The sequence below is a fragment of the Bacteroides faecis MAJ27 genome, from assembly GCF_900106755.1.
In the GTDB taxonomy this organism is placed as follows: Bacteria; Bacteroidota; Bacteroidia; order Bacteroidales; family Bacteroidaceae; genus Bacteroides; species Bacteroides faecis.
This window is the reverse complement of record NZ_FNNN01000002.1, coordinates 1-21,065: the sequence shown is the minus strand read 5'-3', so window position 1 is coordinate 21,065 and position 21,065 is coordinate 1. Positions and strand designations below refer to the sequence as shown.

At 45.0% G+C, this 21,065-nt stretch carries 22 protein-coding genes; 20 read left to right on the top strand and 2 right to left on the bottom strand.

Annotated elements, in window-relative coordinates; all coding sequences use genetic code 11:
• Window positions 1–83: 83 nt before the first annotated feature.
• From BLW31_RS01885 to traN, 16 genes are all read left to right on the top strand, one after another.
• Entirely contained in the window at window positions 84–668 is a 585-nt protein-coding gene (locus BLW31_RS01885; protein ID WP_010537134.1) for a type IV toxin-antitoxin system AbiEi family antitoxin domain-containing protein, read from the top strand.
• A 10-nt stretch (window positions 669–678) separates the two neighbouring features.
• Window positions 679–1,533: a nucleotidyl transferase AbiEii/AbiGii toxin family protein gene (locus BLW31_RS01880; RefSeq protein ID WP_010537135.1), complete on the top strand. Its 855-nt coding sequence runs from the start codon at window positions 679–681 to the stop codon at window positions 1,531–1,533.
• A 265-nt stretch (window positions 1,534–1,798) separates the two neighbouring features.
• Window positions 1,799–2,335, top strand: a complete 537-nt coding sequence (locus tag BLW31_RS01875; protein WP_010537136.1) for a hypothetical protein — start codon at window positions 1,799–1,801, stop codon at window positions 2,333–2,335.
• On the top strand, window positions 2,325–2,663 hold the full coding sequence (locus BLW31_RS01870; protein ID WP_010537137.1) for a DUF4134 domain-containing protein: 339 nt from the start codon (window positions 2,325–2,327) through the stop codon (window positions 2,661–2,663). The genes BLW31_RS01875 and BLW31_RS01870 overlap by 11 nt, the downstream gene beginning before the upstream one ends.
• Before the next feature lie 104 nt (window positions 2,664–2,767).
• Window positions 2,768–3,145 carry a DUF4134 domain-containing protein gene (locus tag BLW31_RS01865; RefSeq protein WP_010537138.1) on the top strand — a complete coding sequence of 126 codons (378 nt, stop codon included), beginning with the start codon at window positions 2,768–2,770 and terminating at the stop codon, window positions 3,143–3,145.
• A 51-nt stretch (window positions 3,146–3,196) separates the two neighbouring features.
• Complete coding sequence (locus BLW31_RS01860) at window positions 3,197–3,499, top strand: hypothetical protein (protein WP_010537139.1); 303 nt, start codon at window positions 3,197–3,199, stop codon at window positions 3,497–3,499.
• A 150-nt stretch (window positions 3,500–3,649) separates the two neighbouring features.
• Entirely contained in the window at window positions 3,650–3,967 is a 318-nt protein-coding gene (locus BLW31_RS01855) for a hypothetical protein (RefSeq protein ID WP_141565415.1), read from the top strand.
• 6 nt (window positions 3,968–3,973) lie between these two features.
• Window positions 3,974–6,532, top strand: a complete 2,559-nt coding sequence (locus BLW31_RS01850) for a TraG family conjugative transposon ATPase (protein WP_010537141.1) — start codon at window positions 3,974–3,976, stop codon at window positions 6,530–6,532.
• A gap of 6 nt (window positions 6,533–6,538) precedes the next feature.
• Window positions 6,539–9,100, top strand: coding sequence for a hypothetical protein (locus BLW31_RS01845; protein WP_029425396.1), 2,562 nt, complete (start codon window positions 6,539–6,541; stop codon window positions 9,098–9,100).
• 61 nt (window positions 9,101–9,161) lie between these two features.
• Entirely contained in the window at window positions 9,162–9,890 is a 729-nt protein-coding gene (locus tag BLW31_RS01840; RefSeq protein ID WP_118066315.1) for a hypothetical protein, read from the top strand.
• A 43-nt stretch (window positions 9,891–9,933) separates the two neighbouring features.
• The gene (locus BLW31_RS01835; RefSeq protein ID WP_029425398.1) at window positions 9,934–10,719 is read left to right on the top strand and encodes a DUF5045 domain-containing protein; all 786 of its coding nucleotides are present in this window, start codon (window positions 9,934–9,936) and stop codon (window positions 10,717–10,719) included.
• 6 nt (window positions 10,720–10,725) lie between these two features.
• Window positions 10,726–11,862: a membrane protein gene (locus tag BLW31_RS01830; protein WP_010537145.1), complete on the top strand. Its 1,137-nt coding sequence runs from the start codon at window positions 10,726–10,728 to the stop codon at window positions 11,860–11,862.
• Between the two features lie 43 nt (window positions 11,863–11,905).
• Window positions 11,906–12,520, top strand: a complete 615-nt coding sequence (traK, locus tag BLW31_RS01825) for a conjugative transposon protein TraK (protein ID WP_010537146.1) — start codon at window positions 11,906–11,908, stop codon at window positions 12,518–12,520.
• A gap of 44 nt (window positions 12,521–12,564) precedes the next feature.
• The gene (locus BLW31_RS01820) at window positions 12,565–12,951 is read left to right on the top strand and encodes a hypothetical protein (RefSeq protein ID WP_010537147.1); all 387 of its coding nucleotides are present in this window, start codon (window positions 12,565–12,567) and stop codon (window positions 12,949–12,951) included.
• Window positions 12,952–12,953: 2 nt separating this feature from the next.
• Window positions 12,954–14,129: a conjugative transposon protein TraM gene (gene traM, locus BLW31_RS01815; protein WP_010537148.1), complete on the top strand. Its 1,176-nt coding sequence runs from the start codon at window positions 12,954–12,956 to the stop codon at window positions 14,127–14,129.
• Between the two features lie 34 nt (window positions 14,130–14,163).
• Complete coding sequence (gene traN, locus BLW31_RS01810; protein WP_010537149.1) at window positions 14,164–15,030, top strand: conjugative transposon protein TraN; 867 nt, start codon at window positions 14,164–14,166, stop codon at window positions 15,028–15,030.
• 2 nt (window positions 15,031–15,032) lie between these two features.
• On the opposite strand, the gene BLW31_RS01805 is transcribed toward traN, so the two are convergent.
• On the bottom strand, window positions 15,033–15,341 hold the full coding sequence (locus tag BLW31_RS01805) for a helix-turn-helix domain-containing protein (protein ID WP_029425402.1): 309 nt from the start codon (window positions 15,339–15,341) through the stop codon (window positions 15,033–15,035).
• Between the two features lie 13 nt (window positions 15,342–15,354).
• On the bottom strand, window positions 15,355–15,906 hold the full coding sequence (locus BLW31_RS01800) for a hypothetical protein (RefSeq protein WP_010537151.1): 552 nt from the start codon (window positions 15,904–15,906) through the stop codon (window positions 15,355–15,357).
• 79 nt (window positions 15,907–15,985) lie between these two features.
• Between BLW31_RS01800 and BLW31_RS01795 the strand changes: the two genes are divergently transcribed.
• The 4 genes from BLW31_RS01795 to BLW31_RS01780 all read left to right on the top strand — a co-directional run bounded on the left by BLW31_RS01795 (window position 15,986) and on the right by BLW31_RS01780 (window position 20,714).
• The gene (locus BLW31_RS01795; protein ID WP_010537152.1) at window positions 15,986–18,169 is read left to right on the top strand and encodes a type IV secretory system conjugative DNA transfer family protein; all 2,184 of its coding nucleotides are present in this window, start codon (window positions 15,986–15,988) and stop codon (window positions 18,167–18,169) included.
• 22 nt (window positions 18,170–18,191) lie between these two features.
• Complete coding sequence (locus BLW31_RS01790) at window positions 18,192–18,743, top strand: glycoside hydrolase family protein (RefSeq protein WP_029425403.1); 552 nt, start codon at window positions 18,192–18,194, stop codon at window positions 18,741–18,743.
• A gap of 740 nt (window positions 18,744–19,483) precedes the next feature.
• Window positions 19,484–20,218, top strand: coding sequence for a UpxY family transcription antiterminator (locus tag BLW31_RS01785; RefSeq protein WP_010537154.1), 735 nt, complete (start codon window positions 19,484–19,486; stop codon window positions 20,216–20,218).
• A gap of 88 nt (window positions 20,219–20,306) precedes the next feature.
• A complete protein-coding gene (locus BLW31_RS01780; protein ID WP_029425404.1) occupies window positions 20,307–20,714 on the top strand; it encodes a hypothetical protein in 408 nt (135 codons plus the stop codon).
• Window positions 20,715–21,065: the final 351 nt, after the last annotated feature.

Here is a 21,065-nt window from a genome sequence, read left to right as displayed (position 1 = left end):
TATTTTGCGTGATTTTTGCGTAGATTTCCGTACAAACATACTACACTTTTGAAAATATGTAGTAACTTTGTACAGAATTAAAGATGCAAATCATGGAAAAGCGTATGACAAATCCAAAATCTGAAGGCTATATCTCTGCAAAAGATATGGCAGGAAGAGCTGCATACTATAAAGTATTGCAAGCCGCCAAGAATGGCGAACTCACCAGAATAAAAAGAGGTGTGTATGCAACCGATGACCATTTGGCAAGTCAAATGCTTGATGTGGAAAAGGTTGTTCCTGGTGGTGTGTTGTGTCTGTATTCCGCTTGGTCACATTATCAGTTGACTACACAGGTACCACAAGAATATTGTCTTGCAATAAAAAGAGGCCGAAAAATCACCCTTCCAGATTATCCCCCAATTACACTATACCATTGGAGTGATACCGCCTTTAACCTTGGAATTACGAATACAGAGATTGAGGGTTTCAAGGTGAGGATATATGACGTGGAGAAATGTGTCTGTGATGCAGTAAAGTATAGAAACAAAATCGGCATAGATGTCTGTACGGAGATTATAAAGGAATATCTGAAACGCAGAGATCGTAATGTCAGCAAACTGATGAAATATGCCTCACAACTGAGAGTTGCCAAAACATTGGGAACATATCTACAAATGGAACTATAAAATAATAAATATGACAACGAAGAATTATGCTCGCTCGGTAAGAGCGAAACTGCTTAATATATCGAAAGAAGAGAATGTCTTCTACCAATCGATATTGACACGATACTTTCAGGAGCGTCTGTTGTACCGTCTGTCGGTAAGTCCATACAAAGAACGCTTTATATTGAAAGGTGGTGCATTACTGTATGCCCATGAGCATTTGAAAGCAAGACCAACATTGGACATAGACTTCCTTGGTCAACAGATTAGCCGTGAGTTGGACAATATCAAGGAGACATTCAGAAATTTATGCGACATAGAATGTCTGGAAGATGGAGTTGTCTTTGAAAAGGACAGCATTAGCGTAGAAGAAATCACTCTCAAAAAAGAATATAATGGTGTGCGAGTGCATGTCAAGGTAGGACTTGACACGGCAAGCCAAGTTATTTCCATGGATGTAGGCTTTGGCGACATCATAACTCCTGCACCCGTTGACCTTTCTTATCCGGTGTTGCTGGACACATTACCAGAAGTTGACATCTTGGCTTACTCTTTAGAGACCGTGGTGGCTGAAAAGTATCAGGCAATGATAGACCATGCGACAGAGAACAGCCGCATGAAAGACTTCTTTGATGTGTACAGAATACTAAAAGCAGGAAATATTGACTTGAACACATTGCAAGAAGCCATCACAGCCACGTTTGAGAATAGAGGCACCGCCATCTCTACGGAATATAGCCTTTTCGAGGATTCTTTTGCGACAGATGCCAAACGAAATATTATGTGGAATAGTTATTTGAAGAAAATCAAATTCAAGGAGCCACTAACCTTCCAAGAAGTTTGGACATATATCACACAGGAACTGAAACAATACATGGAAAAATAAAGGTATTACGATATACCTTATCAAGCTCTCCCATTCGGAGGGCTTTTTTTATGCCCTTTTCCCAAACATGCGAAAACTAACAGAAAAAGCTGATTAAAGTATGATTGAGAGTATGATATATAATTATAATTTGAATATATCTTAAACTTTGATGGCCATACTTTACAAAATTCTTTTATGTCGGATTTTACTCTTTACTTTGCACTCGCAACTGGCACTTTTGCCACTGCATAGAGTATAAATCATCAATAAAACAAAGTATTATATGAGTCCATTTTTGATATTCGCAATCAGCCTTACCATTGCATACGCTATTTACTATGCGGTGATGATAACAAGAGACCTGTATGGTAAGAAGGAAGAAGCCAAAAGCAATGAGGAAGTGTTTGACATCAGCAACATAACGGAAGAGGAAGCTGCTGTAGCCGTCAACGAAAGCGATGGTGGCTTTAGCGTTGCCGACAAGCAATACGACACGAGTTTCCAAGACGGCACATCATACGATGAGGGCTATGGCATGGGAACAGAGAACAACGGAATGAGTGGTTATTCTCCAGAAACGGATTCTTCCGGCAGAGAAGATGATGTTGATGAAGACGAAGGAAATGATGTCAACCAACAGAAGCCGAAGAACGCAGCCGAGTCGTTGCAGGAAAAGATGGATGGGCAGATGGAGTCCACTTCTCCCATATGGATAGACGGACTATGGCAGGACGACTTCACGGAGAGCCTATTGAAACAAGGCGAGACAAAGCCAGGACAACCAAACATCAAAACAATACCAGTCAAGGATGAAATTTAGCCATATCATAAAGAATGTAGTAAGTTCCTTTGTCTTTGCGCTGCTCCCCCTGTCAGCATCAGCCAAATGCGGTAATGTGGACTATAGCTGGGGAGCAGACGCACTGGCAGGGATGCACGACTATGTGGTGACGATGATGCTGTATGTGCTGTATCTGACATACGCTGTTGCTGCTGTGATGGTGATTATATCCGCTTTGCAGATATACATCAAGATGAACACAGGGGAAGATGGAGTTACCAAGTCCATACTGACGCTGATAGGAGCCTGTCTGTTTATGATAGGTGCATCCATCCTGTTCCCAGCATTCTTTGGCTACCAGATTTAAGACTCAACTGCAGAAGAGTATATCATATGAAAGCGACAACACCTTTCTATATAATTATAATAAGGTGTTGCCAAACGAATCATTAACAAGTAAAACAAGAAAGAATGTTTAAGAAAACAACGAACTATCTGAAGAAGACCGCCAAGAGCGTTCTCTCTTCAGGACGCTTGAAGACATTGGCATTGATGCTCCTTGTGGGCGGTGGCATTGCCATGGCGCAGAACTCGGCAGGTGACTACACGGCAGGTACCACCGCGCTTACAACAGTGACGGAGGAAATAGCCAAATATGTGCCTATTGTGGTCAAGCTCTGTTATGCCATTGCAGGTGTTGTTGCCGTAGTGGGTGCCATCAGCGTTTACATCGCCATGAACAATGAGGAGCAGGATGTCAAGAAAAAGATCATGATGATTGTAGGAGCATGTATCTTCCTCGTGGCAGCAGCACAGGCATTGCCATTGTTCTTCGGTGTGACCAACTAACGAGTGAGAGTTATTCCGTGCATATTCAGTAAGTGAGAAACGACGTGAATAATGGCAAGAGAAGAGCAGGAAATCCGCTACCCCGATTACCCACTGTTCAAGGGACTCCAGAAGCCCCTTGAATTCATGGGAATACAAGGGCGGTATATCTATTGGGCAGCAGCCACGGCAGGAGGAGCCATCATCGGCTTCATTGCCGCCTACTGTCTGATGGGTATTATTGCAGGACTGATAGTGTTGGTCGTGGCAATCACTACGGGTGTAGGTCTCATCATGTTCAAGCAACGGAAGGGACTGCATACCAAGAAGAACGACCAAGGAGTGTTTATCTATGCCTACAGCAAGCGCATATAAAAATGTGAAACAAAAAAAGTATCGACATGACCAAGATGTGGATGACAAGTAGAAAGTGAACGACTGGTAGGCTCATTCTCCCCCAAGGGTGTGGGTCTACCTTTATTTGTTTCAGCGAAAGTATCGCATCTTTGACATAAAAGAATGGTTATGAGCATGAAAGCAAAGAACATTATCATTATGGCATTGGCTGGCATATTGCTGACCGCATGCAAGGACAAGACCTACAAGCCACCCACATTGGATGCCATGAGGAGTGCTGACAAGGCAAGAGCTGCTTGGGCGAGAGAGGCAGAAGAACATCCTGCGACCGTGGAAACACAAACAAGCAGGATGGATTCCACTGCAAAGGATAGTGTATCAACCCTTTATGGCGAAGAAAGCTACAATACCTCTTATCAAGAGAATGACAACAAATCATCCAGTATGGGAGAAAATCATCAATCATCCGAAGAAACAGAAGAATAAACGAATATGGTACTATATGTAATCTTATTTTTCGTGGCAATCTGCATTGGCATGGCCATATCGGTCTATGCCTTTGGTACTGGTGGCAAGCGGAAGAAAATCTTTCAGGACATCTACTTCTCCGTGGAAGACACGGACGGTATCGGTGTGCTCTATACAAAGACTGGAGAGTATTCTGCCATCCTGAGAATGGAGAACCCAGTGCAGAAATATTCTGCCAATATAGACAGCTATTATGAGTTCACCAATTTGTTTGCTGCCATCGCACAGACTCTGGGTGAAGGCTATGCCCTGCACAAGCAGGACATCTTTACTAGAAAGCAGTTTAAGGATGAGAGTGGCAAGGGACACGAGTTCCTTTCCGAATCCTACTTCCGCTATTTCAACGGAAGAGAACATACGGACAGTATGACCTATCTGACCATTACGCAGGAGAACAAGAAGAGCCGTCTGATGTCCTTCGACAACAAAAAGTGGCGAGATTTCCTGGTAAAAATCAGAAAGGTGCAAGACCAACTGAAGGATGCCGGTATCAAGTCGGAGTTTCTGAACAAACAAGAAGCAAGTCTGTATGTTGACCGCTTCTTTGCCATGAACTTCCGTGACAAGATGGTGAGCATGACAGGATTCAAGGTGGATGACGAGATGATAGGTATGGGTGACAGACGCTGTAAGGTATATAGTCTTGTGGATGTGGATTGCGCCAACTTGCCGACACAAATCCGTCCGTTTACCAACATCGAGGTGAACAACACAAGTATGCCAGTGGATCTGGTAGCATTGGTGGACAGCATTCCTGGTGTGGAGAGTGTGGTGTATAACCAAATCATCTTTGTGCCGAATCAGAAGCGTGAGCTTGCCATGCTCGACAAAAAGAAGAACCGCCATGCCAGCATGCCGAACCCAAGCAATCTGATAGCCGTAGAGGACATCAAGCGAGTGCAGGAGGTGATAGCGAGAGAAAACAAGCAGCTGGTATATACCCACTATAATCTGATAGTGACAGTGAAGCCAGACACGGACATACAGAAGTGTACCAACCATCTGGAGAATGCCTTTGGCAGGATGGGCATCCATATTTCGAAGCGAGCCTATAACCAGTTGGAACTGTTTGTCAACTCATTTCCCGGCAACTGCTATGGGATGAATGCCGACTACGATCGATTCATGACCTTGGGCGATGCTGCCACCTGCCTGATGTACAAGGAGAAGATTGTGCATAGCGAGGACACCTCCTTTAAGGTCTATTATACCGACCGTCAAGGAGTGCCAGTAGCCATCGACATATCAGGAAAAGAGGGACGAAACAAGCTGACCGACAACAGCAACTTCTTTGTCCTCGGTCCTTCGGGAAGCGGCAAGAGCTTTTATGTAAACTCCATGGTGCGCCAAGCCCATGAGCAGGACACCGACATCGTGTTGGTAGATACAGGAAACTCGTATGAGGGACTATGTGAATACTTTGGAGGCAAATACATATCCTACACAGAAGAACATCCTATCACGATGAACCCTTTCAAAATCAAGCGAGAGGAATGGAACATCGAGAAGTTGGGATTCCTGAAGAACCTGGTGATGCTGATATGGAAAGGAAGTCAAGGCACAGTGAGCAAGACCGAAGACAGACTGATAGAACAAGTCATCAACGAGTATTACGATGTCTATTTCACCACCAAGAGGGTGAGCAACCTCTGTTTCAACACTTTCTATGAGTTCAGTACTGAGCGACTGCCGAAGATATGCGAGGAGAACGGTCTGCATGGCATAGACCTGTCATCCTACAACTATCTGTTGAAGGACTTCTATAAAGGAGGCAGCCATGATGTAACGCTGAATGAGAACATGGACAGCAGTCTGTTTGATGAGACCTTCATCGTCTTCGAAATCGACAGTATCAAGGATGATCCACTGCTTTTTCCACTGGTGACGCTCATCATCATGGACGTCTTCCTGCAGAAGATGCGTATCAAAAAGAACCGAAAGATGCTCATCATCGAGGAGGCATGGAAAGCCATCGCCTCGCCCATGATGGCAGAATACATAAAATATCTGTATAAGACCGCCAGAAAATTCTGGGCAAGCGTGGGTGTGGTGACACAGGAGATACAGGACATCATCGGCAGTGAGATAGTGAAAGAAGCCATCATCAACAACTCGGATGTGGTGATGCTACTCGACCAGAGTAAATTCAAGGAACGATTCGACACCATCAAGGCGATACTTGGTTTGACCGATGTGGACTGCAAGAAGATATTCACCATCAACCGCTTGGAGAACAAGGAAGGACGCAGCTTCTTCCGTGAAGTCTTTATCAGGCGAGGACAGACCAGCAATGTGTATGGTGTGGAAGAACCGCATGAGTGCTATATGACCTACACCACGGAACGAGCGGAGAAGGAAGCATTAAAACTCTACAAGCGAGTGTTGAAATGCAACCACCAACAAGCTATCGAAGCCTATTGCAGGGATTGGGATGCAAGTGGTATCAGCAAGAGCCTCGCTTTTGCTCAAAAGGTAAATCAGACAGGAAAAGTACTGAATTTAGGGAACAAAAATAAAAAGTAATCAAAGATGAAACGACTTCTATCCATCATAATGCTGATAGTCTGTGTGTTGGCAAAGGCTGACGCACAGTACTACAGCGTGAACTATGACAAGCAGACGGTGGCTGCTATGGCAGCTGCATACGGAACGGAAGCCGTGGCAGAGGCATACTATAACGAGCAGGTGCAGAACATATTGAAGCACTATAATGCAGCAGAAGTGGCAAGTGCCGGCATCTTCGCCTCAAAATTCTTGGAACGCAAGGCAATGACGGATTTGGGCATCTGGAACAGTAGCACAGAGAACTACTATTACCGCCGTATCTACAACATGGTGTCGGGCAAAATCATGCCGAAGATATGGACGGTGGCAGGAATGATGCTGAAAAGTCCGCAGACTGCCCTGTATTGGGGAACCTATCTGATGAAGATATGTGACGACACCAAGAACCTGTGCATGCAGTTTGAGAGTGTGGTAACAAACAGCACCCTCACATTCTCGGACATCGCCTTTCTACAAATCAACCAGGAGATAGCTGCCATACTGAAACTTTCAGAGATTGGCAACGTGGATTGGAAAAAGATGCTGGATGACCTGTCAAAGGTGCCAGGCAACTTTACTGTGGACAATCTGAAAGCCGACATCGACAATCTGTATAAGGCAGGAGCCAACCTTGCAGGAGCAGGAATGAGTAATGTAGGCAATACCCTGTTGCAGAGTAGCCAGTTCAACGACCTCTTCCAAGGCAAGCTCAGTGCAGCCATCGACATTGTGGATAACTATTCCTCGCTGTTCAAAAGTCTCGACAAGAGTGTAGGCAACACCCTCTTGGGCATGATTGGAGGCAAGGACAACGTGGCAGGACTTTTCTCTCTTGCCAACTATAACCTCACCTCATGGATGACGGACTATCTGGATGAGACGGCAGGAAACTACTACACGCAAAGATGGTATATCGCCCGACGAGACCAAGGACGAGAAAAACTGTGCGACTATGTACCGCCCACCGATGACAACAGCATCTTGAAAGGCGACCACTGGTACAGAATCAACACCAAGGATGCCAACTTCTATCCCAACAATAGCCAAAAGGAAGCCATCCTGCAAAACTCGGAGAATCATGCAGGATGGTCAAGAACAAGGGTGCAACAGCTCAACAACCAGAATGATAGCTTTACCTACAGTATCAGCTATTGGTTGAACAGCTACATCATCAGTAGCAAGAAAAAAGGACAGAAACAAAAGGCATACGCCTACGAGATACAGGTGTACAAGAGTTGGAACAGGACAGAAGAAGTGTATGAGGCAGTCTTTGACTCCTATTCGATGGACTTGAACACCTTCAAGGCACAACTGCAAGCCCAGTTGAGCGAATGGAATGACAACGAGGAAGGCTATACCTATTATATAGGCAGTGATGCACGCAACTACTATCAGGCAACCGATGCCGCCAAACTGAAGGGATGCGAGAGCGTGACCATTAGTGTGACATGCAGCGACGGTGTGCAGTTGGGGCAAGGCACCACACAATACAAATGCAAGAGTTGTGGCGGTTCGCTGAATGACCACAGCAAGAAATGCGCCATGACAACATCTGTGACAGAGAACAACCTTGACCTCTCGGACTTGTATAAACAAGAGCAGGAAGCCAATGCCAAGATAACCTCTCTGCAATCTCAAATCAGTCAGTTGGAAGCCGAGAACAAGTCACTTGTCAAGCAAATCGCCAATGCAAGTGTGGAAGATGCAGCCAAGTATCGGGAGCAATACAACAAGAACAAGGCTTCCATCGAACAACTGAACAAAGAACTTGCCACATGGCAACAGAAACAAAGGGAAATAAAGGAAGCCAAGGCAGAGGCAGGAAAGGACAATGACGTGGCGACGGATGACTACTATCGCATACCAGCCATTATGAACGACTGCAAGAGTGCCTACAACCTGACTTGGCAAGGGGAAGGAACATGGAGCGGCTATACTTACATTCGAAAAGCCACCATGCCCAACATCAACGGCATCATCACCTTCAAGGCAACATTGAAGATCGCCCGAAAGCCGAAATATTTCTTGGGCATCAAGATACACAGAGCCATCCTGCAGATCAGTTGGGAGCTGACATCGGAATACACCAACACCTCGGTAGTGGATGTGATGACGCTTGACCCAAGCAAGACCGAGCAGGAAAAGGCAGACGAAGTGAACAAGCGCATCTCAGAAATCGCACAGGAATATCCATCGTGCAAGATAACCACCGAATATGCTAAGAGCGCACCTGCCGATGACAATAACACCGATGATACCTTTCATCTGCTATGGTCGAGCGATAGGTTAGAGATAGCCAGAGAGGTGGACAGCAGAATCACCAAGATATATGCAGACTTGGTATCGTTGGAGAAGATGATGCACTACAAGCGCAACATCATCGACGTGCTGATGGACATCGCTCCACATATCAATGCTGACGAAGGACGACGGTTGACACTGGTGGAGAAATGCAAGAAACGTTGGTTAAGGAAAGCTGCCGACACCAAACACTCAGATGACTATCACGGCAAGTTTAATGATGAAGACAATGAAAATGAGAAATAGAAAAGAATACAAGGCTGATGCAGCGGAGAGGGTTGCAGGGTCAGTGAGCAAGAAGCGACGAATGGATATCGTGAGAACATTGCTGGTAGCAATCTTGCTCCTCGCCCTCCCCTCTAAAACATTCGCCCAATGGGGATTTGATGTTGCCAGCGTGGAAGCCTACATCAATGACCACAAGAAACAGCGGAGTCTGTTGCTTGCACGAAGCACGTTGGAATACAGCAATAAACTATTGCACAGTTACAGTAAGGACGAGACCAAGGCATACAAGGAACTGAACGTTGACCTTGACAAGTACACCAGGGCATTTGATGTGATAGATGTGCTGTATCAAAGTTTACGAACCAGTCTGAACGTGTACTCCACCTACGAGGGTGTGAGCGACAGAATATCGGACTATAAGAAGCTGTTGGATGACTACAACAAAAAAGTCATCAAACGAAAGCGCATTTCGCTTGCCGATACCATACTGATAGGCATCAACCGACGAGCCATAGAGAATATCGCAAATGAAGGCGAATACCTCTACAAAAGCGTGAGCGACTTGGTGCTGTATGCCACAGGAGCGGCAGCGTGTTCTACGGCAGACCTTCTTGTGGTGTTGGAAAGCATCAACACCTCGCTTGACAATATAGAGAAGCATCTGAACAAAAGCTACTTTGAGTCGTGGCGATATATCCAAGTGCGCATCGGCTATTGGAAAGAAAAGGTTTACCGAACCAAAAGCAAGCAGCAAATACTGGAAGATGCCTTCGGTCGGTGGCGAGTGGCAGGTAAACTCGGATATTGAGAGAACGAAGAATTTATAATCCCATATATAATAACGTATAGGCATGGATAGAAAGAAAACAAGAATAGGAACCATCATGTTGATGTTGGGAGTCGCTATCAGCGGCAATGCCCAAAGTGGTGTAACATACAATCATGACAGTTCGAAAAAGAACCAAATAACGGTGATGGAAATCGGTAGTGGTAGTCTGTCACCAGAATTGTACTATCAGTTACTGCACAGCAGTTACAAGAAATCGGCTGCCAGCAAGAACAAACTCGGTTTTCGTACCACGGCAGGAATCGGAGCTTACAATCAAGTGGAATATGCCGAAGCCATCGACTCTGCCCTGACCAAAAGAGCAGAGATTGAGGCGTTGAATATGGCAGACCGTCAGATTGACCTCGTCTGGAAAGTGGAAGGAGGCAAAATTAACAGCAAGATGAATGCCTTCAAGAGCAACATCGACCGCATCCTGCCTGTAGGCGGATCCATCGGTGACAAGCAACGCTGGACAGAATGCTATCATGTCTATGAGACAGCCATCAAAGCCACCAAGGATGCCTATATGCCCAATGTCAAGCGTAAGAAGATATACCTACAGATTTATGCAGATGTGGCAAAGCAGAACGAGACACTTGTGAAGCAACTGGTGCAGATGTCGAATGCCAGCAAGACCAAGGAACTGTTGGCAGCAAACGGCAACTACCAGACCGCCAACAAACGAAACGTCATAAGCAGTGCATCCAGCAAATGGCGAGAGGCAGGAATGGCAGTGAGAAACAACACATCTTCTGGCAGTAATAACGGCTCGAATGAGGATGACAATGATTTGAAAATAAACAGATAAGGAGTTATGGCAGACAACAGCAGCATATTATCCGACTTCGGCATCAATATCTTGGAAGAAGAGATTGATGACGTGATTTTCCAGACCAACGAGTTCCTTTGCGACGCTACTTTTACAGGCTCAAACGGACCTTTTTGGTGGGTTGTCCAGATGTGTATGGCACTCGCAGCCCTCTTCTCCATCGTGGTGGCAGCGAACATGGCTTACAAGATGATGGTGAAGCATGAGCCACTAGATGTGATGAAACTATTCAAGCCACTGGTGATAAGCATCATCCTCTGTTGGTGGTACCCACCAGCCGATACTGGTATGACAAATAGTGGTAGCAGTTGGTGCGTATTGGACTTCCTGAGTTACATTCCAAACTCCATCGGAAGTTATACCCATGACCTATATGAGGCGGAAGCCACACAGATAGAGGACAAGTTTACGGAAGTTCAGCAGCTTATCTATACCAGAGACACGATGTACACCAACGTACAAGCTCAGGCAGACATTGCCCATAAGGGAACAACAGACCCGAATCTGGTGGAATCGACCATGGAGCAGACAGGTGTGGATGAAGTGACCAACATGGAAAAGGACGCAGCCAAGCTGTGGTTTACCTCACTGACTGCAGGAGCCGTAGTGAACATCGACAAGATAGTAATGCTGATAGCATTGATTGTCTTCCGTATCGGTTGGTGGAGCACCATCTATTGTCAACAGATACTGTTGGGAATGCTGACGATATTTGGACCGATACAATGGGCGTTCTCGCTACTGCCGAAATGGGAAAGCAGTTGGGCGAAGTGGCTGACAAGGTATCTGACCGTGCATTTCTATGGAGCCATGCTCTACTTCGTGGGCTTCTACGTGCTATTGCTCTTCGACATCGTGCTCTGCATACAGGTGGAGAACCTGACGGCTATCACCGCCAGTGAGCAGACGATGGCGGCATATTTGCAGAACTCGTTCTTCTCGGCAGGGTATCTGATGGCAGCAAGCATCGTGGCTTTGAAGTGTCTGAATTTGGTTCCAGACTTGGCAGCTTGGATGATTCCTGAGGGCGATACCGCCTTCTCTACCAGAAACTTCGGTGAGGGTGTGGCACAGCAAGCCAAAATGTCGGCACAGGGAACACTTGCCCATGTGATGCACTGATAAGGGCAAAAAAGTAAAAAGATAAAATAATAGCAAAATAGCAATGGTAATCAAGAATTTAGAGAATAAGGTGAAGTTGGTGACTATCATCTGTAGTCTGTTTCTGGTTGGATGCGTGCTGATAAGTATCAGTAGCATCTGGACGGCAAAGAACATGGTGGTGGATGCACAGAACAAAATCTATGTGTTGGACGGCAACGTACCAATTTTGGTGCAGCGTACGACGATGGATGAGACATTGGATGTGGAAGCAAAGAGCCATATCGAGATGTTCCATCATTATTTCTTCACATTGGCACCAGATGACAAGTACATCAAATACACGATGGAGAAAGCCATGTATCTGGTGGATGAGACAGGACTGGCGCAGTACAATACGCTGAAAGAAAAGGGTTTCTACTCCAACATCATGGGAACAAGTGCCGTGTTCAGTATCTTCTGTGACAGCATCAAGTTCAACAAGGAGAAGATGGAGTTCACCTACTACGGCAGACAGCGCATCGAGCGTAGAACCAATGTGCTGACCCGTGAACTGGTGACGGCAGGACAGTTGAAACGAGTGCCGAGAACTGACAACAACCCACATGGATTGCTGATAGTGAACTGGAGAACCTTGCTCAACAAGGATATTGACCAGAAGACGAAGAGCAACTATTGAAGGTAAAAGGGTAAAGAAGTAAAAAGGTAAAAAAAGAAATAACAATGAACACAAAAGGATTTAAGCAGATGCTCATTGGGGAGAAGATGCCCGACAAGGACGACCCCAAATACAAGGAACGCTATGAGCGAGACGTGAGAGCTGGAAGAAAGTTTGCCAGGATGTGCAGAATTGACAAGGCGGCAGCCCATGTGCAGAAATTTGCCGACTTGCATAAGACAATGTTCCTGGTCATCGTGTTCGGTTTTGTGGGTGTGAGCTTCAGTTTCAACATCTATCGCATGGCAAGAGCTTATCACTATCAGGGAGAGCGACGCACTGCTACGGAGAGACAGGACTCGCTGATAAAGGCTCGCCATCAGAATATGGGGAATGCAAAGAACATAGTAAGGACCAATGAGGATGCACGCCATCCTCATAAAGACAAATAACGATGAAGCTGACAGAAAGAATCAATTTCAGACAACCCAAGTACATGCTACCTGCGATTGTCTATCTTCCACTGCTTGGTGCCTCCTACTTTATCTTCGACCTCTTTGATACCAAGGTGGCGGAGAAGAAGGATGCCAATATGCAGACCACGGAATATCTGAATCCGAACCTTCCACAAGCCCATATCAAGGGCGGTGACGGTATTGGTGGCAAGTATGAGAACATGTTGAACGCCTACGGCAAGATAGAAGACCATAGTGCCGTGGAAAATATAGACCGAGACAATGAGCAAGAAAAAGAAGAATACCAAAGCAAGTATTCGGATGCAGAACTGCAACAGTTGGATGCCGAAGCCAAGAGGCAAGCTGAACTGGAGAAAACGAGAGAAGCGCAAGAAGCCCATGAGCGACAAAGAGAGAACGAGGCGTTGGCAGAGCTGAACAAGGCACTTGCCGAAGCAAGGCTGAAGGGACAGCAAGCCACGCAACAGAACTCATCGTCTTCAGCAACTGCATCCGATGAAACAACAGCTACAGCCAAGGGCGGTATCAACATTGAGGGCAAAATCAAGGTGAATGAGAATGCCCGAAAGGAAGCAGACGAGAATGACAAGCCAAGTGAGGTGGTGAAAAAGGTGAAGACATCCTCGGACTATTTCAACACTTTGGCGGTGAACGAGAAAGAGCCGACAATGATAAAGGCTATCATTGACGAGAATGTGAAAGCCGTGGATGGAAGCCGTGTCCGCTTGCGACTGTTAGATGATGTGGAAATCGGTGAGATGATAGTGAAGAAAGGCGCATACCTGTATGCCACCATGAGCGGTTTCAGTTCGCAACGAGTGAAAGGCACGGTAAAAAGCGTGTTGGTGGACGATGAGATAGTGAAAATCAACCTGTCACTCTATGACACAGACGGCATGGAAGGCTTGTATGTACCAAGCAGCCAGTTCCGAGAGACCAGCAAAGACGTGGTAAGCGGAGCCGTAACCGGCAATGTGGATATGAACACCCCCAATACTGGCAGCAGTTTTTCGCAGTGGGGCATGCAGACCATGCAGAATGCCTATCAGAAAACAAGCAATGCCATAGGAAAGGCAATCAAGAAGAACAAGGTGAAACTGAAATATGGCACCTTTGTGTATCTGATAAACTCGAAAGATACCAAGAGCAAGTAAACATTAAACACAACAAAGTAAACATTACATCAATATGAATATCAAGAAGACCATTGGCACATTGATGATGTGCGCTATAACAGCCACACCCATGATGGCACAACAGACCAGTGCGGAGTGCTATCAGCCCTGCACCTACCAGGAAATGGAGCAGCTGACCGTGAACGAGCAAGTGACTACCGTCATTACGGCAAGTGAACCCATCCGCTTTGTGGATATATCCACCGACAAGATAGCAGGAGACCAGCCCATCAACAATACCGTGCGCTTGAAGCCCAAGGAGGGAATGCATGAAGATGGTGAGGTGCTTGCCATCGTAACCATCGTGACGGAACGATACCGTGCACAGTATGCATTGCTCTATACCACGAGATTGCAAGAGGCAGTGACGGATAAGGAGATACAACAGATAGAAAAGAATGCCTATAACAACCCTGCGGTCACATTGTCCTCAACGGACATGGCTCGTTATGCTCGCCAGATATGGAGTTCGGAAGCCCATGTGAACAATGTGAAGACCAAAGTCCATAAGATGGTAATGCGTCTGAACAACATCTATTCGTCGGGTGACTATTTCTTCCTGGATTTCTCCGTGGAGAACAAGACAGACATTCCGTTTGACATAGACCAAATACGATTGAAGTTGACGGATAAGAAGACCGCCAAGGCTACCAACTCGCAGATGGTAGAGTTACATCCAGTCTTCACGTTGGAGCAAACCAAGCGTTTCCGCTATGGCTACCGCAATGTGATAGTCATTCAGAAAATGACATTCCCGAATGACAAGCAATTAACCATCGAAATGACGGAGAACCAAATCAGCGGTCGCACCATCTCATTGAAAGTGAACTATAGCGATGTGTTGTCAGCCGACTCATTCAATCCGATATTTCTGAAATAGAGCTACGCTAAATGATTCAGAATAGGCAGTTGAAGACAACGCTCTATCTTAGCCAAGGTTTCGAGGGATAGGTTTTCCTGTCCTTTGAGTACCTTGGAAACATATTGCTGGCTACAGCCCATGAGTTCAGACAATCGCTTTTGGGTCATACCCAATTCCTCCATCTTGTCGAGCATCATCATTGCAATGTGCTGAGAATAGCGAAGCCATGATTTGTTAGCCATGCGCCACTCTGCATTCTCACGCCATTTGGATGGAGTTGAAGACTGATGTTCTCTCAGTTTGGAAACAATTTCGTTTGTAGTTCTCATAATAACCTCCTTTCTATATGATTTCATTTAAGAAGTCCATGAAGGAATCTTTGTCGGCAATATCGTTGTCAAGTAAGAAACGTCTCACCTTTTCCATTCGGGCGAGTTCAACCAAAGTATGTTCACGCTCCTGCATGGTACGAGTCAACTTGATTGCACCGCCAGTGATAATGTAAATACCCGGTTCGAGTTTGATGGCATAAATGCGGAGCCAAGAAGCATGACGTGGTGTATTACGCAAGCGTGCCTTCTCTTTGCCCAACAACATTTCCGAAGTACGACTATTCTCCAATGGGCGGAAAATCTTGTCAAGGTCAGCATCTGGAGAAATGTCCATGATGAGACATTGCAAACGTTCGCTATCTTCAATAGTATCATAGATGGCTTGATTGACATCAGTGATTTTGAAGTAGGACGCCAAATCGTCAATGTTATGCCTGAAGAAGCTACGCAACCATGTAACATCGTTCCATTGCCCAAGAATTGAGTCAAGGACGTTGTCGAGGCAGTCATCATATCTGACAGCCCAAAGGTGCTCGTTTTCTGTAATCAGGTCGAATGTCATAATCTTATTGTTTTATAGTGCGAAGATACAACAAATAATTGAAAAATACAACTTATAGGTTGATTATTTAAGAATATTTATGGAAGAAAGCAAGGAGTTACAAGGATTTTACAAGATATTCAGGGCAGTCATCTACATATCCGTGTTGATGGAGTTCTTTGAGTATGCCATAGACCCAAGGGCGATAGACGGCTTTGGCGGTGTGGTGTGTGACCTGCACGACCGTATCAAGCAGTGGTTTATCTACCATGACGGGAACCTGGTGTATAGCAAGGTGGTGACATTCCTCTTGGTGTGCATCACCTGTGTTGGCACGAGAAACAAGAAACACTTGGAATTTGATGCCCGAAAGCAGGTGCTCTACCCCTTGGTGAGTGGCGTGCTGCTGTTGGTGTTGTCCGTGTGGATCTTCGGCTATGCAATGGACACTCGTCTCTATGCCCTAAGATTGAACATCATCCTATATATGGTGACAACCATCATCGGAACGGTATTGGTGCATATCGCCTTGGATAACATCTCGAAGTTCCTGAAGGAAGGACTGATGAAAGACCGCTTTAACTTTGAGAACGAGAGTTTTGAACAGTGCCAGAAGGAGGAAAACAACAAATACAGCGTGAATATCCCTATGCGCTACTACTATAAAGGTAAGTTCCGCAAGGGATGGGTGAACATCGTGAACCCATTCCGTGGCACCTGGGTAGTGGGTACGCCTGGTAGCGGTAAGACTTTTTCTATTATCGAGCCGTTTATCCGTCAGCACAGTGCAAAAGGTTTTGCCATGGTCGTTTACGACTACAAGTTCCCGACCTTGGCAACCAAACTGTACTACCACTACAAGAAGAACCAACAGTTGGGCAAACTGCCAGAAGGCTGCAAGTTCAATATCATCAACTTTGTGGATGTGGAATACTCCAAGCGAGTGAACCCGATACAACAGAAGTATATCAATAATTTGGCAGCAGCGAGTGAGACCGCAGAGACACTGCTAGAATCACTGCAAAAAGGGAAGAAGGAAGGCGGTGGCGGCAGCGACCAGTTCTTCCAGACCTCAGCCGTCAACTTCCTCGCTGCCTGTATCTACTTCTTCATCAACTATGGCAAGGAACCATACGACAAGGACGGCAAGATGCTGATAGCAGAGAAAGTACTTGATCCGAAGACCATGCAGATGAAGCCGACCGGAAAGGTGTTTAACCATGCAGGAGAAGAAGTGGAGCCAGCCTATTGGTTGGGTAAGTACAGCGACATGCCCCATATTTTGAGTTTCCTGAATGAGAGTTACCAGACCATCTTCAATGTGTTGGAGACCGACAATGAGGTAGCCCCATTGCTCGGTCCATTCCAGACTGCCTTGAAGAACAAGGCTATGGAGCAGTTGGAGGGTATGATAGGTACACTGCGTGTCTATACCTCACGCCTTGCTACCAAGGAAAGCTATTGGATATTCCACAAGGACGGCGATGACTTCGACCTGAAGGTCAGTGACCCGAAGAACCCAAGCTATCTGCTGATAGCCAACGACCCAGAAATGGAGAGCATCATCGGAGCATTAAACGCCCTAATCCTCAACCGACTGGTGACACGAGTGAACACAGGGCAAGGCAAGAACATCCCAGTGAGCATTATCGTGGACGAGTTGCCTACACTTTACTTCCATAAGATAGACCGACTGATAGGTACAGCCCGAAGCAACAAGGTGAGCGTAGCCTTGGGATTCCAGGAACTGCCACAGTTGGAAGCAGACTACGGAAAGGTGGGTATGCAAAAGATCATCACCACCGTAGGCAATGTGGTGAGCGGTTCGGCACGAAGCAAGGAAACTCTGGAATGGCTATCCTCTGACATTTTTGGAAAGGTGGTGCAACTGAAGAAAGGCGTGACCATCGATAGAGACAAGACGAGCATCAACCTGAATGAGAATATGGACAGTCTTGTACCAGCCAGTAAAATCTCGGACATGCCGACAGGATGGATCTGCGGTCAGACGGCAAGGGACTTTGTGGCAACCAAGACCGGCATGAATGGTAGTATGAACATACAGGAGAGCGACGAGTTCAAGACCAGTAAGTTCTATTGCAAGACCGATTTTAATATGGCAGACATCAAGAAAGAAGAAAGCGAGTATATGCCACTGCCCAAGTTCTACACCTTCAAGAGCCGTGATGAGCGTGAGCGCATCCTCTATAAGAACTTCGTGCAAGTTGGCGAGGACGTGAAAGCCATGATAGCAGAGATATTCAACAAGAAGAATGCCAAGTGACAAAATATCAAAGAGAAACAAAATGAGATTCATGACAGGAAAGATACGGACATACATCATTTTAGCACTCTTGCTGCTGTGCCAGAATATCATGGCACAGAACAAGACACCCACACCAGATAGCCCAAGCCAAACCGACTTGGGCATCTTCGCATTACCTCCCTTAGAACGAGCGGTGCGCTGCATCAAGTATTACGAGGGATGGCACGATATTAAGCGCAACTATCCCTATATCGGATGGGGACATCGGATTTTGCCGCATGAGAAGTTCAGCAAGAACCTCACCTATCAGCATGCCGATTCTCTGTTGCGTTCAGACCTCACCAAGTTATGTGCCATGTTTCGTAAGTATGGCAAGGACTCACTACTCCTTGCCGTACTTGCCTATAATGTCGGACCCTACAAAATATTAGGGAACAAAAGATTTCCGAAGAGCCGTCTCCTGCAAAAGATTGAACGAGGATTGCGTGACATAGAAAAAGATTACCTTGACTTTTGCAGATGGAGAGGCAAATGCATTCCGTCCATCAAAAGGCGAAGAATGACAGAACTTCAACTATTATACATCCCATAAAAACGAAATATTACTTCATCAACCATCGAAATAGCACTTCATAGCCTGTCGAAGTTATACTTCATCGGCACTTCAAGTATATTGGCTTAAAAACATACAAAAGTTGTATAAAAACAGCATTTGTGTACATAAAATTTCTGAGATATTAAAGAATTTAGAGTTAAATGAACTTAAATTCATATTGAATATTGATATTTTCTGTCATTTCTTGTCTTTTCTCAATAAATTTTCGTACTTTTGCAGTCGGATTGTATAGCCAGACCGCAGTTGTCGCTGTAAGACGAGTTCTTTCATGATGACCGGGTCGGCAGCCTACGCCGTGCTGAGTGTAGTGAAGTCAACCATGACATATCTATACGAAAGCGGGCTTTGGGTGGGAAGACAATCCAGACATAATGGAAGGCGTTTATCGACGCTGTGTTTGAGACACACTGAAATCTTCCAAAACAATCAGTATCAAAGTCTCTAATATGGTCAACGGTAGATGTCCCGGGTGTGATTATATCAATCCCGTGGAGACCTTGTAAGCATGAATTGTACCCTTTTGGGTGCAGTTAAATGTTTTATATAGGTCTCTTTGCGGTAGTGATTTTCATATCGGCGTGGGCTCTGACGTTGTCTGTTCGACTTTGATAGGCAGTTGGAAGAGCCTCAGTGTGTGGAATGGACAACAGGACGATTCCACGCTTTTTTTTGTCGCAATTTAACGGATTTCTGTCTAGAAAAAAGTTAGCACCGATATGAAAGTCGATGAATGGACATCAGATGATGTACACACCTCAGGAGGTGGTGAATTCCCTCCTTGCGCTGGACTTACCTCCAACGCCCTCCCCGAAGCTCAAAGCACTGTTTCCGCTGAGAGTTCACAAACAGGGGTGTCCACCAGAAGTGTCCATATATTAAGTAAGTCTAAAGTACAAAAGGAGGCTGAAATTCCTCATTGGTATGCTTTACGCACCACCTATGGTAGAGAGAAAAAAGCATACGACTACATGACAGCCAAAGGCATCACGGCTTTCTATCCTACCACCGAGGTTGTAAAACTTATAAAAGGTAAGCGCAAAGTTGTTACCGAGTCTCGTTTACCAAACATCTTCTTCGCCTACGGCACCGAAGAACAACTCAAATCTTTTGTTTACGACAACGTAAACCTCCCTTTCCTCCGTTTTTATTATCGTCACGTCCACATTGGGCGCAGAATAGAGAAAATTCCATTGATAGTTCCCGACTATCAGATGGAAAGTCTCAAAATCATCTGTGCTGCCGATGCGGATAATACCATCGTATCATTAGCTGAAGTTCCAAAATTCGAAAAAGGACAATTGGTTAGGGTTACTGAAGGAGCGTTCAAAGGAGTGATAGGAAGAGTTGCACGGTGGCAGGGTCAACAAAGGGTTGGAGTTTGTATAGAGGAGATTGGAACAATAGCGACAGCTTATATTCCTAATGCTTTTATTGAAATCGTAAAAAAATAATTCTGTTAGAGGTTACTATTTATATATCCCTTCCATAAACAAATAATAAATTTAGAAGTTGCGCCCGACACGGATTAGGGACTATAAAATGAAGTTATTATTAAAAATCTCATTAGTTTTCATTGGTGTTATCGGAGTGATTGCTCTGGCTTCTTGTGAAAAAGACGAGGTAAAATCTCTTGTTATTGGAAAAATTGTAGCAACTCCATCATCTGTCAAAAATGGTGACGAGATTACTTTAGAAATAGGAGGCAATGTCTCTGCTTCTGGAGAAACTATAATAAATGGAAAAGATTATCACCCTATTATACACTATTTAATCGATGGGAAAGCAGTTGTAAAATCTTCAGAAACGACTTTGCCGTTTAATGCAAAATACATAATAAAAGATTTGACCATTGGTGAACATACACTATCTGTTGATATTACAAGTTCTCGAAAAGATGCAATCTTTGAGAATAAGGTTAGTTCAACAACAATAACTATTTTAGAATAATATTTAAACTATTTTTTAGATCAATACTCTGTTAATTCTTATGTAATCGATTGAAAATGAGAGAGTTAATTAACGTAATATAACTAATAAAATTTGGTTAAGTGGCTGATTATCAGTAACTTTATAGTTCTCTAAGCTCAAAGTTATATGACATCAGAACCACTCAACCAATATACGGAAATATGCAGAGATGCTATCAAAAGTTCATCTGCAAAGTTAAGCAAAACTTTCGAGAGTCTACTCTTGGAAATACTTTTATTATACATGACGATACAAAGAAAGATAAATTTCACTCAAATGGAGCGTTACGGTACCCATTGTGAGCAGACCTACAGAACGAACTTCAACCGT